We start from the raw sequence: 14,011 nt of genomic DNA on the forward strand, positions 1-14,011 counted from the left end.
GGGATGGATCCCGCGAAGCTGCCGGGGTTCCTCGCGCAACGTCTGGTGAAGGCGGCGATCGTCGTGCTGGCGATCGTCGTCTGCAACTTCTTCCTGATCCATGCGGCGCCGGGGGACCCGGCCTCCGTCATCGCGGGGCAGTCCGGCGCCGCGGATGAACGCTTCCTGCAGCAGCTGCGCACGCAGTTCGGGCTGGACCAGCCGCTGCATGTCCAGCTCTGGATCTATGTGAAGGGCGTGCTGACGCTGGACCTCGGCTTCAGCCACCGGCAGCAGATGCCGGTGTCGACGCTGATCATGGACCGGCTGCCGGCGACGCTGCTGCTGACGGGCGCGGCCTTCGCCTTCGCCATCACGCTCGGCATCACGCTCGGCACGCTGGCCGCGCGGCGGGTCGGCACCTGGGCGGATAGCGTCATCACCGTGCTGGCGCTGACCTTCTACGCGACGCCGCTCTTCTGGGTCGGCCTCATGCTCGTGCTGTTCTTCAGCGTCTGGCTGGAATGGCTGCCGAGCTTCGGGATGATGAGCGTGGGCGCCAACCTGGCGGGCCTCGCGCTGGTGCTGGATGTGGCGAAGCATCTGTTGCTGCCGGCACTCACCCTCGGGCTGTTCTACATGGCGGTCTATGCGCGCCTGACGCGCGCCACCATGCTGGAAGTGGCAGACCAGGATTTCGTGAAGACGGCGCGCGCCAAGGGCGTGCCGGAGGGGCAGGTGGTGCGCCGCCATGTGCTGCGGAACGCGCTGCTGCCCGTCATCACCTTCGCGGGCATCCAGGCGGGGCAGCTGATCGGCGGATCGATCCTGGTGGAGACGGTCTTCGCCTGGCCGGGCATCGGGCGTTTGGCGTTCGAGGCGCTGCTGGCCCGCGACTATCCCGTGCTGATGGGCGTCTTCTTCGCGACCTCCGTCATGGTGGTGCTGTTCAACCTGCTGACGGACCTGCTCTACGCCGTGGTCGATCCCCGCGTGGAGGTCGCGTGATGGCTTTTCTCAAGAGCTTCGCGCGCAACAAGGGCGCGGTGGTGGGGGTTGTGGTGCTGGCGCTGGTCTTCGTCGTGGCGGCGCTGGCGGATGTGATCTTTCCGGGCACGCCCTGGGACATGGTGGCCGCGCCCTTCATGCCGCCGGGCGAGATGGACATGCTGCTGGGGTCGGACAGCCTCGGCCGCGATGTCGCGGCGGGGATCGCGCATGGGGCGCGCATCTCGCTGCTGGTTGGCGCCGTCAGCACGGTGGTGGCGCTGGCGCTCGGCGTCTCGCTGGGCGCGCTGGCGGGCTATGTCGGCGGCGTGGTGGACGACCTCGTCATGCGCTTCACCGAGTTCTTCCAGACCATCCCGAGCTTCGTGCTGGCGATCCTGCTGGTGGCGATCTTCACGCCGACGATTTCCTCGGTCGTCTTCGCCATCGCCGTGGTGTCCTGGCCGCCCGTCGCGCGCGTGGTGCGGGCGGAGTTCCTGTCGCTGCGGTCGCGGGAATTCGTGCAGGCGGCGGAGGTGCTGGGCAAGTCACGGCTGTCGATCGTGGTGGGGGACATCCTGCCCAATGCGCTGTCGCCGATCATCGTGCTGTCGTCGCTGATGGTGGCGAATGCGATCCTGCTCGAAAGCGCGCTGTCCTTCCTCGGGCTGGGTGATCCGAACCTCATGACCTGGGGCTTCCTCATCGGCTCCGGGCGCAGCGTCATCCGGCTGGCCTGGTGGATGAGCGTCTTCCCGGGTGTGGCGATCTTCCTGACGGTGCTGGCGCTGAACCTGGTCGGGGAGGGGCTGTCGGATGCGCTGAACCCGCGGCTCGCGGGGAGGCGGACATGAGCCTGCTCCGCGTCGAGGGCCTGACCGTGGCCCTGCCGCCGGGCGGGGACCGGCCGCATGCGGTGGAGGGCATCGACCTCACCGTCGATCCCGGCGAGATCGTCTGCGTCGTCGGGGAATCCGGATCGGGCAAGTCGATCACGGCGAATGCCGTGATGGGGCTGCTGCCGAAGACGCTGCCGCGCAAGGCGGGCCGCATCTGGCTGGGCGAGACGGAGCTGACGGCGCAATCGCCGGAACAGCTCCGCGCGCTGCGCGGCAGCCGGATGGCGATGATCTTCCAGGAACCGATGACGGCGCTGAACCCGCTGATGCGCGTTGGCGACCAGATCGCGGAGGCGCTGTCCGTTCATGGCGAGAAGCGCCGCGCGCGCGATCGCGTGCCGGAACTGCTGGCCGCCGTGAACCTGCCGGACCCCGCCGCCATCGCCCGCGCGCACCCGTTCCGGCTCTCGGGCGGGCAGCGGCAGCGCGTGATGATCGCCATGGCGCTGGCGCTGGAACCGGCGCTGCTGATCGCGGATGAGCCGACCACGGCGCTCGACGTCACCACGCAGATGCAGATCCTGCGCCTGGTGCGGGAGATCCAGTCGCGGAAGGGCATGGGGGTGATGTTCATCACCCATGATTTCGGCGTGGTGGCGGAGATCGCGGACCGCGTCGCGGTGATGCAGCGCGGGCGCATCGTAGAGCAGGGCGCGGCCGCCGAGGTGCTGAACAACCCCCGGCACGATTACACCCGCGCGCTGATCGCCGCCGTGCCGCATGGCGCGCCCGGCGAAGCCCGCGCCGCCGTCGCGACGGAGACGGTGCTGGAAGCCAGGGGCGTGGCGAAGACCTACACCCGTGGCGGCTGGTTCGGTGCCCGCGCGCTGGTGAAGGCGGTGCATGACGCCGACTTCACGCTGAAGCGTGGCGAGACGCTGGGCCTCGTCGGGGAATCCGGGTCCGGCAAATCGACGCTGGCGCGCTGCGTGGTGGATCTGGTGCGGCCGGAGGCGGGGCAGATGCTCTTCCACGGCCAGGACCTCCGCCCGCTGTCGCGCAGCGCGCGAAAACCCTTCCGCAAGCGCATTCAGATGGTGTTCCAGGACCCCTATGCCTCCCTCAATCCAAGGCGGCGGGTCGGCGAGATCATCGCGGAGGGGCCGATCACCCATGGCGAGGCGCGGGAGCGCGCGCTGGACCGGGCGCGGGACCTGCTGCGGCTGGTGAAGCTGGATGACGGCGCGATGGACCGCTTCCCGCATGAATTCAGCGGCGGCCAGCGGCAGCGCATCGGCATCGCCCGGGCGCTGGCCATGGAGCCGGAGCTGCTGATCGCGGATGAGCCGGTCTCGGCGCTGGATGTCTCCGTCCAGGCGCAGGTGCTGGCGCTGCTGGCGGAAATCCGCGCGCGGCTCGGCCTGACCATGCTCTTCATCACGCATGACCTTCGCGTGGCGGCCCAGGTCTGCGATCGCATCGCCGTGATGCAACGCGGCGCGATCGTGGAGCAGGGGCGGACCGCCGACGTCTTCGGCAATCCGCAGCACAGCTATACTCGGGCGCTGCTGGACAGCATCCCCGGACGGGGCTGGACTCCGCCTACCTTCTGACGCGGGACTTCGCATGACCGACATGACGCTCGACCCCGGCGCCCGCCGGGCCATCCTGGAGGCCTGCGACCAGTTGCGGGCGGAGGCCGAGCAGGTGCTGATGCGCCTGGTGCGCTGCCCCTCGACGCTCGGCAACGAGCATTCCGCGCTGTCGGAGATGGGGCGGCAGTATGAGGCGCTGGGCCTGAAGCCCTTCGCGGTGCCGACGGATGTGGCGGCGCTGGAGGGCCATCCGGGCTTTTCGCCCCCGCTGATCCCCTATGCCGGGCGCGACAACATCGTGGCCGTGCATCGGCCGCGGGAGGCCAAGGGCCGCAGCCTGGTGCTGCAGGGGCATGTGGATGTGGTGCCGGAAGGGGCGGAGGATGAATGGACCACGCCGCCCTATGAGCCCGCCATCCGGGGCGGCCGCATGTATGGCCGCGGGGCGGGGGACATGAAGGCGGGGATCGTCAGCTACCTCACGGCCTTCCGCGCCCTGAGGCTGGCCGGCCTGCAACCCGCCGCCGAGGTGCAGATGCAATCGGTGATCGAGGAGGAATGCACGGGCAATGGCGCGCTGGCCTGCATGGTCGCGATGCCCAAGGCCGATGCCGTCATCATCCCCGAACCGGGCCCCGGCCTGCCCGCGCTCTACTCGGCGGAGGTCGGCGTGGTCTGGGCCTGGGTGACGGTCACGGGCCGCCCCGCGCATGTGCGCGACAAGCAGGCAGGGGTTAACGCGGTCGAGGCCGCGATGGCGATCTGGCGCCGCTTCGAGGACTACGAGCGGGAGATGAATGACGGCTCGCGCATCCACCCGAGCTTTCGCGGCGTGAACCACCCCGTGAACGTCAACCTCGGCACCTTCGAGGGCGGCGAGTGGAATTCCTCCGTGCCGACGCGCGCGAAGCTCGGGCTTCGCGTCGGCGTCATGATGGGGAACACGGCGGCGAATGTGCGCGCCGATATCGAGCGCATCGTGGAGGAGGCGCGCGGCGACGCGGCGATGAAGGGCGCCAAGGTGAAGCTGGAATTCCAGGGTTTCATGGCCGATCCCTGCGTCTTCGACATGCAGGCGCCGATCGTTCGCATGGCCGCAACAAGTTACGCCGATCTGACGGGGCATGAGCTTCGGCACTACCCCGCCACGGGCCTCACGGATGGCCGCTTCTTCCAGCTCTACCAGGGCACGCCCGTCGCGTGCTTCGGGCCGGATGCGCAGGACATCCATGGCATCGACGAAAGCGTCGGCATGGACAGCATGCACGACATCACGCGGACCATCGCGGTGACCATGGCGGGCTGGTGCGGGGTGGAAAAGGCATGAGCAATTTCCGGCCTTCGGGCGCGAGGCTCTGGGACAGCCTCATGGAATTCGCCGCCATCGGGGCCACGGCCAAGGGCGGCTGCAACCGGCAGACGCTGACGGACCTCGATGGCCAGGCCCGCGCGCTGCTCCAGCGCCAGGCGGAAGCTGCCGGCGCGACGCTGACGCTCGACCGCCTCGGCAACATGGTGCTGACGCGCCCCGGTCGCGATCCCTCGCGCAAGCCGGTCGCCATCGGCAGTCACCTCGACACCCAGCCGACGGGGGGCAAGTTCGACGGCGTGCTCGGCGTGCTGGCGGGCCTGGAGGTGCTGCGCGCGTTGCACGAGGCGGGGGTGGAGACGGAGGCGCCCGTCACGCTGGTGAACTGGACCAATGAGGAAGGGGCCCGCTTCTCGCCGCCCATGATGGGCAGCGGCGCGGCCATGGGCATCTTCACGGAAGCGGAAGTGCTGGCGAAGCAGGACAGCGCCGGCGCCACCTTCGGCGGCGAACTCGCCCGCATCGGCTGGGCCGGCAGCGCCGATCCCGCCGCGCTGCAGGGCCTCGGCGCCTATTTCGAGCTGCATATCGAACAGGGCCCGGTGCTGGAGAGGCTTGGCCTCGACCTCGGCATCGTCACCCATGCGCTGGCGCAGCACTGGTTCGAGGTGACGGTGACCGGCGAGGAGGCGCATGGCGGCAGCGCCATGGCTGGGCGGCGCGACGCCATGATGTCGGCGGCCGAGATGATGACGGCGATCGAGCGCCTGGCGCTGGAAGCCGGCGCCCGCGCCACGGTCGGCCGCGTCACGGTGCATCCGGACAGCCGCAACGTCGTGCCCGGCCGCGTCTGGTTCAGCCTCGACACCCGCCACGACCATGAGGACGACCTGGCGAAACTCGCCGCCGCGTTGCGGGCGGAAGCCGCCGCCATCGGCGCGCGGCGTGCCGGCATCGCGATCGAGGTCGCGGACTTCTGGATCTCGCCCGCCACCCCCTTCGATGCTGGGTTGGTGGGCAGGCTCCGGGACTCCGCGGTTGCCCGCGGCATTCCGCACCAGGAGATGCCGACCGCCATCGGGCACGACGCCGTCTATTGCGCGCGCCGGGTGCCGAGCGTGATGATCTTCGTGCCCTGCCATGGCGGCATCAGCCACAACGAGGCGGAGAGCATCACCCCGGAATGGGCGGAAGCCGGGTTGCTGGTCCTGGCCGATGCGGTGCTGGCCACCGCCGGCGTGGCGAAGGGGTGAGGGCATGACGCGCATCGCCATCGGCGGCTTCCTGCACGAAAGCCACTCCTTCGCGCCCATCCCGACCACCTGGGCGGATTTCCTCTCGCCCGGCGGCTGGCCCGCGGTGCAGCGGCCGGCGACGCTGCTGGACACGCTCCGCCCCTCCGCCGTGCCGGCGGCCGGCGCCATCAAGGCGGCGGAGGCGGCGGGTGTCACGCTCGCGCCGTTGTCCTGGGGCTTCGCCAATCCGGCCGGGCCCGTCACCGCCGAGGCCTTCGAGCGGCTGGCGGCGCTGATCTTCCATGACCTCCAGGCTGCGCTCGATGAAGGCCCGCTCGATGGCCTCTACCTCGACCTGCACGGCGCCATGGTGGCGGAGCATTTCCCGGATGCGGAGGGGGAGTTGCTGCGGCGCGCACGCGCCATCCTCGGCCCGGATGTGCCCATCACCGCCAGCCTCGACCCACACTGCAACCTGACGGCGGCGATGGTGGAATACGCCGACGCGCTGGCGCCCTTCCGCACCTATCCGCATGTGGACATGAAGGAAGCCGGCGCGCGGGCCATGGCGCTGCTGCTGGACCGCATCCGGCTCGGCCGGCCCTTCGCCAAGGCCTTCCGGCAGCTGGACTACCTGATCCCGATCACCGGGCAATGCACGCTGGTGCCGCCGATGGCCGATGCCATGGCGGCGCGTGCGGCCCTGGCCTCCCGGACGGAAGTGGCTGAACTCGGCCTCTGCTTCGGCTTCCCCTATGCGGATTTCCCGGATTGCGGCGTCGGCATCGCGGCCTATGCGGTGGACCAGGCGCGAGCGGATGCGGCGGCGGATGGGCTTCTGGCCGACCTCAAGGCGCGGGAGGTCGCCTTCACGCCCGACATCCATGCGGCGAAGGAAGGGGTCGCCAAGGCCATCAAGCTGGCGGACAAGGCGCGCAAGCCCATCGTGCTCGCGGACACGCAGGACAATCCCGGCGGCGGCGGGCATGGCGACACGACGGGTCTGCTCGCCGAACTCATCGCCCAGCGCGCGGAAGGCGCGGTGCTGGCGCTGATCAACGATGCCGAGAGTGCCGCCGCCTGCCATGCGGCCGGGGAGGGCGCGGTCGTCGCCCTCAGCCTCGGCGGAAAGTCGGATGGCGCGCCGCTCTCGGTGCAGGCGCGCGTCCTGCGGCTGACCGATGGGCGCTTCATGTGCACGGGCCCGATGGCCGGCGGCAACTGGGCGGATCTCGGTCCCACCGCGCTGGTCAGCCCCACGCCCGGTGTTCGCGTGATCGTGACCAGCCGGAAGATGCAGGCCTATGACCAGGCGCTGTTCCGGCATGTGGGCGTGGAGCCATCGACCCAGCGCATCCTCGCGCTCAAGTCCAGCGTGCATTTCCGCGCGGATTTCCAGCCGATTGCGGAGGCGGTGCTGGTCGTCGCCGCGCCCGGGCCGGTGGTCGCGGACCCCGCCACGCTGCCCTTCACAAGGCTGCGGCCCGGGCTGCGGCTGCGTCCCGGCGACAACAGACGAACTGCATGACCCCTGCCCACCCTGGCATCGCCGCTTTTCCGCCCCTAACTGCGCGCGTGATCGCGCTTTCCCCCAGCATCCCGGCAAGGACCCGCCCTTTGCTCCGCCCCGCCATCCCGGCCCCTGCCCCCACCCAGACCGCGCTGCGCCTCGAACGCGTGGCGCGGCTGCCGGAGGGATTCGCCGACCTGGCGGCGGATGCGCATGGCAGCGGGGAGCGGATGCTGGAGGTGCTGCGGGAGGATTGGGAGTCAGGCTCCATCCGCTTCGATCGCTGGGGCGAGGCGCTGTTCGCGCTGCACGGGCCGAATGGCCTGGTCGGCATGGGCGGGCTGACGCGTGATCCCTTCGCCGGCGATGACGTGCTGGGCCGGGTGCGGCGCTTCTACATCCGGCGTTCCGCCCGCCGCGCCGGCGCGGGGCGCGCGCTGCTCGGTGCCGTCGTCGCGGAGGCGACGGCTGCGGGCTATCCGCGGCTCCGCGTCCGCGCGCCCGCTTCGGCCTTCGCCTTCTATGAGGCCTGCGGCTTCCTGCGCGCGGTGCGGGAGAAGGGCGCCACGCACATCCTGCCGCTCAGCCCCTGATCAGGCGCCGCGCGCCGCGAGGAAGGCATTGACCTCCGCGGCGCTCGGGATCGGTGCCACGGCGCCGAAGCCGGTGGTGGAGAGCGCGGCCGCGGCATTGGCGTAGCGCGCGGCCTGCCAGACATCGTCGCCCGCCACGGCGCGGGCGAGGAAGGCGCCGGCGAAGGTGTCGCCCGCGCCGGTCGCATCGACGGAGTCCACGGCGAAGCCCTCGACCGTCGCGCGGGCCTCCCGCGTCGCCACCATCACGCCGCCGGCGCCGAGCTTCAGCAGCACCAGGGGGCAGAGGCGGAGGTAGAAATCCGCGATCGCCTCCGCCTCCTGCAGCCCGGTCAGCAGGCGGGCATCGTCCAGGCTCGGGAAGCAGATATCGGCCAGGCCGACGGCGGTGTGGATGCAGGCGGAGGCGCGGCGCAGCGGCCAGAGGCGGAGCCGCAGGTTGGTGTCGAAGCTGACGGTCACGCCGGCGCCGCGCGCGACCTCGATGGCGCGGAAGGCGGCGTCGCAGGCGCTGTCGGAGATGCCGAGGCTGATGCCGGAGAGGTGCAGGACGCGGGCGCGGCGGATCGCCTCCTCCGGCACGTCGGCCGGCTTCATGCGGCTGGCGGCGCTGCCCTTGCGGTAGAAGGTGAAGTGGTGCCCGCCCTCGTCATGGGTGACGAAATAGACGGCGGTCGGCGCATCGGGGTCGAGGCGCACGGTGCTGGAATCGACGCCCTCCATGGCCCAGAGGGCGCGGAAGCTGTCGCCGGCCGAATCCTCGCCGAGATGCGTGACCATGCCGACATCGGCGCCGCTGCGGGCGGCGGCGACGGCGGCATTGGCGGTGTCGCCGCCATGGCCTTCCAGGTAGAGGCGCCGCCCGTCCGGTCCCGGGGGAAGCTGGTTGAATTCCAGCATGGGTTCGCCCAGGCACAGGATGTCCGGCATGGCGGATTCTCTCCCCGATCAGCCCTTCTCAACGGTCCCTGCTTGGGCGACTTCGCGCCCCGGATCAAGCCGGGGATCAAGCGGGCGTGAGCGATTTCAGGCCTGCATGATGCCGAGCACGTCGCGCGCCGCGGCCTCGATGCCCGCGCGGTCGCCGCGCGCCAGCAGGCCTTCATCCACCAGGCGGCCGCCGATGCCGATGAAGGCGGCGCCGGCCGCCAGGTAGTCCGGCGCGTTGCGGGCATCGACGCCGCCGGTCGGGCAGAAGACGGTATCGGGGAAGACGGCGCGCAGCGCCTTCACATGGCCGGGGCCGCCGGCCGAGCTGGCCGGGAAGATCTTCACCACATCGGCGCCGCCGGCGAGTGCCGCGCGCACCTCCGTGGGGGTCATGGCGCCGAGCATGGCTATGGCGTCCGCCTGGTGCGCGGCCTCCGCCAGCGCGGGATCGACCCAGGGCGCCACCAGGAAGCGCGCGCCGGCCGAGAGGCAGGCCTCCGCGGCGGCGCGATCCGGCACGGTGCCGGCGCCCACCAGCAGGGCGGGGTCGCTGGCGAGGTCGCGGATCAGCGCCGGGGCGTCGGGCACGGTCATGGTGATCTCGAAGATCGAGAGGCCGGCGCCGCGCAGCCATTCGACCGCACGGGCGGCCAGCGCCGTGCTGGAGGTGCGGATGACGGGGATGATGCGCGCCTGGCGCAGCTGGGGGATCAGCTTGTGGGTCATGCCGTCATCCTGCGCGCATCCACCGCCGCCGTCATCCGCGCCTGCCGCGCCGCGGCGGTGGGTGGCGCCAGCAGCGCGGTTGCGACGCAGATTGCGTCGCCGATCGCGAACTGGGTGTGGCGGAACGCCGCCGGGGCGAGTGGCGAGTCGTCATCGGCCGGGCCGGGGCAGGGGACCAGCAGCGACGCGGCGGCGGCGAGGGGAGAGCCCGGGCGGGTCAGGGCGATGACGGTGGCGCCGGCCGCTGCCGCCTCCCGCGCCGCCTCCACCACCTCCCGCGTCCGGCCGTCGCGGGAGAGGCAGAGCACCACGGCATCGCCATCCAGCGTCGCGGCGGCCATGGCCTGGGCGTGCGGGTCGGCGCGCGCGATCACGCCGCGGCAGGTGGCCATGAGGCGAAGGGCGATGTCGGCGGCGACGCCGGTGGAGGCGCCGATGGCCCAGACCTCCACCCGCGTCGCGCGCAGCAGGAGGAGGGCAGCACGCTCGATCGCCGCGCCGTCCAGTGCGGTGCGCAGCTGCGCCAGGGCGGCGATGGCGGCGTCCAGCACGGCGGTGGCGGCGTCCGGCACCGGGGTCGTGCTGTCGATCCGGGCGCGCGCGCGCGGGGGCGGCGCGGCATCGGCTACGGCTTCCGCGCGGTTCAGCGCCAAGCGTAGATCGGCGAATCCCTCGAAGCCGAGGGTGCGGCAGAAGCGGATGACCGTGGGTTCGGAAACGCCGGCCGCGCGGGCCAGGCTGGCGGTCGTGGCCGCCATGATGGCGGCGGGGTCGGCGGCGACCAGATCGGCCACCTTGCGCTCGGCCGGGCTCAGCCGGTCGAGCACCTGGGCGTCGAGAACCTGGGCAATGCGGTCCCGCAATCGGGTCCCCTCCGTCATTGGCCCGTGACTACAGGGCGGAGGGGGGTGGCCTCAAGCGAGGCGGGCCATCGCCTCCGCGGTGGCCTGGAGGCGAAGCGCCTCTGCCTGGGCGCGGGCGGTGTCCTGCGCGGCGGCGTCGAGGTTGGTCTTCAGCATCTGGGCGCTCTCGCCAAGGCCGGTCATGGCGGTGTTGAGGCCGGCGATCTGGGCGCGGAAATCGGCGACGGCGACGCGCTGTTCCTCCAGCGCCTGCTCCAGGCGGCGCAGCGCCAGGCGGAGGCGGCGTTCGCCGGCATCGGGGAAGGCGACGATCTGGGCGTCCTGCGCGGCGGCGGGCGAGGCCTCCGCGGTCTGGATCTGGCTGGCCGTGTCGTCGCGCATCGGGGGCTCCGGGGTGAGGTGTTACCGGAACCTTAAGCCGTCTTGGAAAAGAGACAAGCTGAATTTAAAGGAACACTTCATCTTTATCCCTCACCCACCGGGGATTGCGCTTACCCACCGGTGGGCGGGGCCTCTCAGGCCAGCAACGCGCCGAGGCCGAGGCTGGCCGCGGCCGTCAGGGAGAGCACCCACCGCAGCCGCATATAGGCGGGCGGCACCAGGCCGCGCGCCGCGCCCCGCGCCTCCACCGCCGCCGTCGCCAGGATGCCGGCGGCCAGCAGCGCGAGGCCGGGCCGCAGCGGCAGCAGCAGCGCGATCCAGGCGATGAGGGAGGGCAGGACGCCGAGCGCCAGCCGGGGCGTCGTGGCGCCCGCCTCCGATTCGGGGGCGCGCAGCGCCAGGCCCCAATGCACGGCGCCGAGGAAGGCCAGGATGGCGGCGCCATAGGCAGCCAGCGCGGGCGGCGCCCAGCCGATGGAGAGCGCCGTGGCCGCGGTGAGGCCAAGGAAGGGGATCAGCCCGGCGGCGCCGAGCAGCAGGGCGGAGGGGGGAAGCGGCTGGTTCATGGCCGCAATGTGCGCCGATCCGCGCGGCCGGGAAGACCCGTCCCGCGGCCACCCTGGCAGGATCGTGCACCCTTCGCCGTTTCATCTGCCCCGCGTCGCCGCTACATCTGCGGCCTTCCGGAAGAAGGGATTTCCAACCGCGATGGCCACGGGCCTCGAACTGCTGCTGATCATCGTCCTGGTGCTGCTGAACGGCGCCTTCGCGATGAGTGAACTTGCCATCGTCTCCGCGCGCCGCACGCGGCTCGCGGCGCTGCAGCGGAAGGGCAGCGCCGGGGCCGCCGCGGCGATCGCCCTGGCGGAGGATCCGCAGCGCTTCCTGCCCACCGTGCAGGTGGGCATCACCCTGGTCGGAATCCTGGCCGGCGCCTTCGGCGGCGCGCGGCTGTCGGCCACCATCGCGGAGCTGCTGGCGCCGGTGCCGGGCGTCGGCGCCTTCGCGAATGAGATCGGCTTCGCGCTGGTGGTCATGCTGATCACCTATCTCAGCCTGATCATGGGCGAGCTGGTGCCGAAGCAGCTGGCGCTGCGCAACCCGGAGGCGATCGCCATCGTCGTCTCCCGCCCGCTCTCGACGCTGGCGAAGTTCACGGCGCCCGTCATCTGGCTGCTCTCGACCTCCTCGGCCCTCGTGCTGCGGCTCTTCGGCCGGCACGACCCCTCCGAGAACTCCGTGACGGAGGAGGAGGTGAAGGCGGTGGTGGCGGAGGGCGCGACCTCCGGCGCCATCGAGACGGAGGAGCGGCACATGATCGAGCGCGTGCTGCGCCTGGCCGACAAGCCGATCCGCGCCCTGATGACGCCGCGCACCGAGATCGAGTGGATCGACCGCACCGCGCCGCCGGAGGATGTGGCGGCGCGGCTGCGGGCTTCCGGCGTCACGCGCTTCGTCGTGGCGGACAGGCGCGTGGACAATGTGGTCGGCGTGGTCGCGGCGAAGGACCTGCTGGACCAGCTGCTGGAGGGGTCGCCGCTCTCGGTCGCGCGCGCGCTGCGCCAGGCGCGGGTGCTGCCCGACACGCTTTCGGCGCTGGATGCGCTGGAGCGGCTGCGCGACGACCCGATCGGCATGGCGCTGGTGATGGACGAGTATGGCAGCTTCGAGGGGGTGGTCACCGCCTCCGACCTGCTGGAGGCGATCGTCGGCGAGCTGGGGCCGGTCGCGACCGACGAATCCGCCCCGGTGCTGCGCCACGATGGCAGCCTGCTGCTGGAAGGCATGATGCCGTCGGATGAGCTGAAGGCACGGCTCGACCTGCCCGACCTCCCGAAGGAGGGCACCTATCACACCGTGGCGGGGCTGATGCTGGCGCTGCTGCAGCGCGTGCCGAAGGAGGGCGACCGCATCGCCTGGGCCGGCTGGCGGTTCGAGATCATCGACATGGATGGCCGCCGCGTGGACAAGGTGCTGGCGGTGAAGGACGAGACGATCATGGTTCAGGGGCCCTGACGGGCCCGGGGGGTCGTCCAGGGGCCCTGACGGGCCCCGGGGTGGTGCAGGGGCCCTGACGGGCCCTTGAGGGTGGCGGGCTACTGCCCGCCGCCGTTGCCCCGCGCCTTGGCGATGGGGGCGATGAACTGGGGCTCCGTGTCCCAGGGGAAGAGGATCCAGGTGTCCTGGCTCACTTCCGTGATGAAGGTATCGACCGTCGGCTTGCCCGCGGGCTTCGCATAGACCGTGGCGAAATGCGCCTTGGGCAGCATGGCGCGCACCACCTTGGCGGTGGTGCCGGTATCGACCAGGTCGTCGATCAGCAGCCAGCCCTCGCCCTGGCTCTCCAGCGCCGCCTGGGGCGGCTTCACCACCTGCGGCTGGCCGCGCTGCTCCTCGTCATAGGTCACGACGCTGACCGTCTCGATCAGGCGGCAATCGAGTTCGCGGGCCACGATGGCCGCCGGGATCAGGCCGCCGCGGGTGATGGCGACCATGCCGGTCCAGGGGCCGCGTTCCACCAGGCGCCAGGCCAGGGCCTTGCCGTCCCGGTGCAGCTGGTCCCAGGTCACGGTGTAGTAGCGGGGCGCCATCGTCTCTTCCTCTGAATCAGGCACGGTCAGAACATCTTCCCGCCATCGGGCACCTTCAGGTCGGGCTTCAGCAGCACGACGGCGCCGTTCTCATCCGGCACGCCGAGCACCAGGACCTCGCTCTCGAAGCCGCCGATGCGGCGGGGCGGGAAATTCACCACCGCCATCACCTGGCGGCCGATCAGCCGGTCCGGCGAGTAGTGGACGGTGATCTGGGCGGCGGACTTCCGCGTGCCGATCTCCGCCCCGAAATCGATCCAGAGCTGGATCGAGGGCTTGCGGGCGGTCGGGTGCGGCTGCGCGTCCACGATCGTGCCGGCGCGGATCTCGACCTTCTCGAAATCGGCATAGGTGATCGGTTCCATGGCGCGTCCTACCGCGGGGCGGACAACAGGGGAAGGGGGTCCACTTGCGCGGCCGGCCTGCCCGGCGCATTGACCGGAAAGCCCCGCCGGGGGCCCGCGACACAGAAG

At 71.5% G+C, this 14,011-nt stretch carries 15 protein-coding genes; 8 read left to right on the plus strand and 7 right to left on the minus strand.

Going from position 1 to position 14,011, the window contains the following annotated elements; genetic code table 11:
• Positions 1-3 precede the first annotated feature (3 nt).
• The 7 genes from G3576_RS18105 to G3576_RS18135 all read left to right on the plus strand — a co-directional run bounded on the left by G3576_RS18105 (position 4) and on the right by G3576_RS18135 (position 8,047).
• Entirely contained in the window at positions 4-987 is a 984-nt protein-coding gene (locus tag G3576_RS18105; protein ID WP_207622891.1) for an ABC transporter permease, read from the plus strand.
• Positions 987-1,820: an ABC transporter permease gene (locus G3576_RS18110; protein ID WP_164695842.1), complete on the plus strand. Its 834-nt coding sequence runs from the start codon at positions 987-989 to the stop codon at positions 1,818-1,820. Before G3576_RS18105 ends, G3576_RS18110 begins: the two co-directional genes overlap by 1 nt.
• On the plus strand, positions 1,817-3,418 hold the full coding sequence (locus tag G3576_RS18115; RefSeq protein ID WP_164695843.1) for an ABC transporter ATP-binding protein: 1,602 nt from the start codon (positions 1,817-1,819) through the stop codon (positions 3,416-3,418). Before G3576_RS18110 ends, G3576_RS18115 begins: the two co-directional genes overlap by 4 nt.
• 13 nt (positions 3,419-3,431) lie before the next feature.
• Positions 3,432-4,727 carry an ArgE/DapE family deacylase gene (locus G3576_RS18120; protein WP_235952178.1) on the plus strand — a complete coding sequence of 432 codons (1,296 nt, stop codon included), beginning with the start codon at positions 3,432-3,434 and terminating at the stop codon, positions 4,725-4,727.
• A complete protein-coding gene (locus G3576_RS18125) occupies positions 4,724-5,962 on the plus strand; it encodes a Zn-dependent hydrolase (protein ID WP_164695844.1) in 1,239 nt (412 codons plus the stop codon). Before G3576_RS18120 ends, G3576_RS18125 begins: the two co-directional genes overlap by 4 nt.
• A gap of 4 nt (positions 5,963-5,966) precedes the next feature.
• On the plus strand, positions 5,967-7,472 hold the full coding sequence (locus G3576_RS18130) for a M81 family metallopeptidase (protein WP_164695845.1): 1,506 nt from the start codon (positions 5,967-5,969) through the stop codon (positions 7,470-7,472).
• Between the two features lie 89 nt (positions 7,473-7,561).
• Positions 7,562-8,047 (plus strand): GNAT family N-acetyltransferase, encoded by a 486-nt coding sequence (locus G3576_RS18135; protein WP_164695846.1) that lies wholly within the window; start codon positions 7,562-7,564, stop codon positions 8,045-8,047.
• On the opposite strand, the gene G3576_RS18140 is transcribed toward G3576_RS18135, so the two are convergent.
• The 5 genes from G3576_RS18140 to G3576_RS18160 all read right to left on the minus strand — a co-directional run bounded on the left by G3576_RS18140 (position 8,048) and on the right by G3576_RS18160 (position 11,513).
• The gene (locus G3576_RS18140) at positions 8,048-8,977 is read right to left on the minus strand and encodes a sugar kinase (RefSeq protein ID WP_164695847.1); all 930 of its coding nucleotides are present in this window, start codon (positions 8,975-8,977) and stop codon (positions 8,048-8,050) included.
• A 96-nt stretch (positions 8,978-9,073) separates the two neighbouring features.
• Positions 9,074-9,703 carry a bifunctional 4-hydroxy-2-oxoglutarate aldolase/2-dehydro-3-deoxy-phosphogluconate aldolase gene (locus tag G3576_RS18145; RefSeq protein WP_164695848.1) on the minus strand — a complete coding sequence of 210 codons (630 nt, stop codon included), beginning with the start codon at positions 9,701-9,703 and terminating at the stop codon, positions 9,074-9,076.
• Positions 9,700-10,566, minus strand: a complete 867-nt coding sequence (locus G3576_RS18150; protein WP_164695849.1) for a MurR/RpiR family transcriptional regulator — start codon at positions 10,564-10,566, stop codon at positions 9,700-9,702. Before G3576_RS18150 ends, G3576_RS18145 begins: the two co-directional genes overlap by 4 nt.
• Positions 10,567-10,617: 51 nt before the next feature.
• On the minus strand, positions 10,618-10,947 hold the full coding sequence (locus G3576_RS18155) for a hypothetical protein (protein WP_164695850.1): 330 nt from the start codon (positions 10,945-10,947) through the stop codon (positions 10,618-10,620).
• 134 nt (positions 10,948-11,081) lie between these two features.
• Positions 11,082-11,513 (minus strand): DUF3429 domain-containing protein, encoded by a 432-nt coding sequence (locus G3576_RS18160; protein WP_164695851.1) that lies wholly within the window; start codon positions 11,511-11,513, stop codon positions 11,082-11,084.
• Between the two features lie 142 nt (positions 11,514-11,655).
• Between G3576_RS18160 and G3576_RS18165 the strand changes: the two genes are divergently transcribed.
• Positions 11,656-12,963, plus strand: coding sequence for a hemolysin family protein (locus G3576_RS18165; RefSeq protein WP_164695852.1), 1,308 nt, complete (start codon positions 11,656-11,658; stop codon positions 12,961-12,963).
• Between the two features lie 80 nt (positions 12,964-13,043).
• Here the strand turns inward: G3576_RS18165 and gpt are convergent, their stop codons facing one another.
• Both gpt and G3576_RS18175 read right to left on the minus strand, forming a co-directional pair.
• Positions 13,044-13,538: a xanthine phosphoribosyltransferase gene (gpt, locus tag G3576_RS18170; RefSeq protein WP_164695983.1), complete on the minus strand. Its 495-nt coding sequence runs from the start codon at positions 13,536-13,538 to the stop codon at positions 13,044-13,046.
• 26 nt (positions 13,539-13,564) lie between these two features.
• Complete coding sequence (locus G3576_RS18175; protein ID WP_164695853.1) at positions 13,565-13,903, minus strand: tRNA-binding protein; 339 nt, start codon at positions 13,901-13,903, stop codon at positions 13,565-13,567.
• Positions 13,904-14,011: the final 108 nt, after the last annotated feature.

Origin of the sequence: Falsiroseomonas algicola, assembly GCF_011040385.1 — a bacterium.
In the GTDB taxonomy this organism is placed as follows: Bacteria; Pseudomonadota; Alphaproteobacteria; order Acetobacterales; family Acetobacteraceae; genus Falsiroseomonas; species Falsiroseomonas algicola.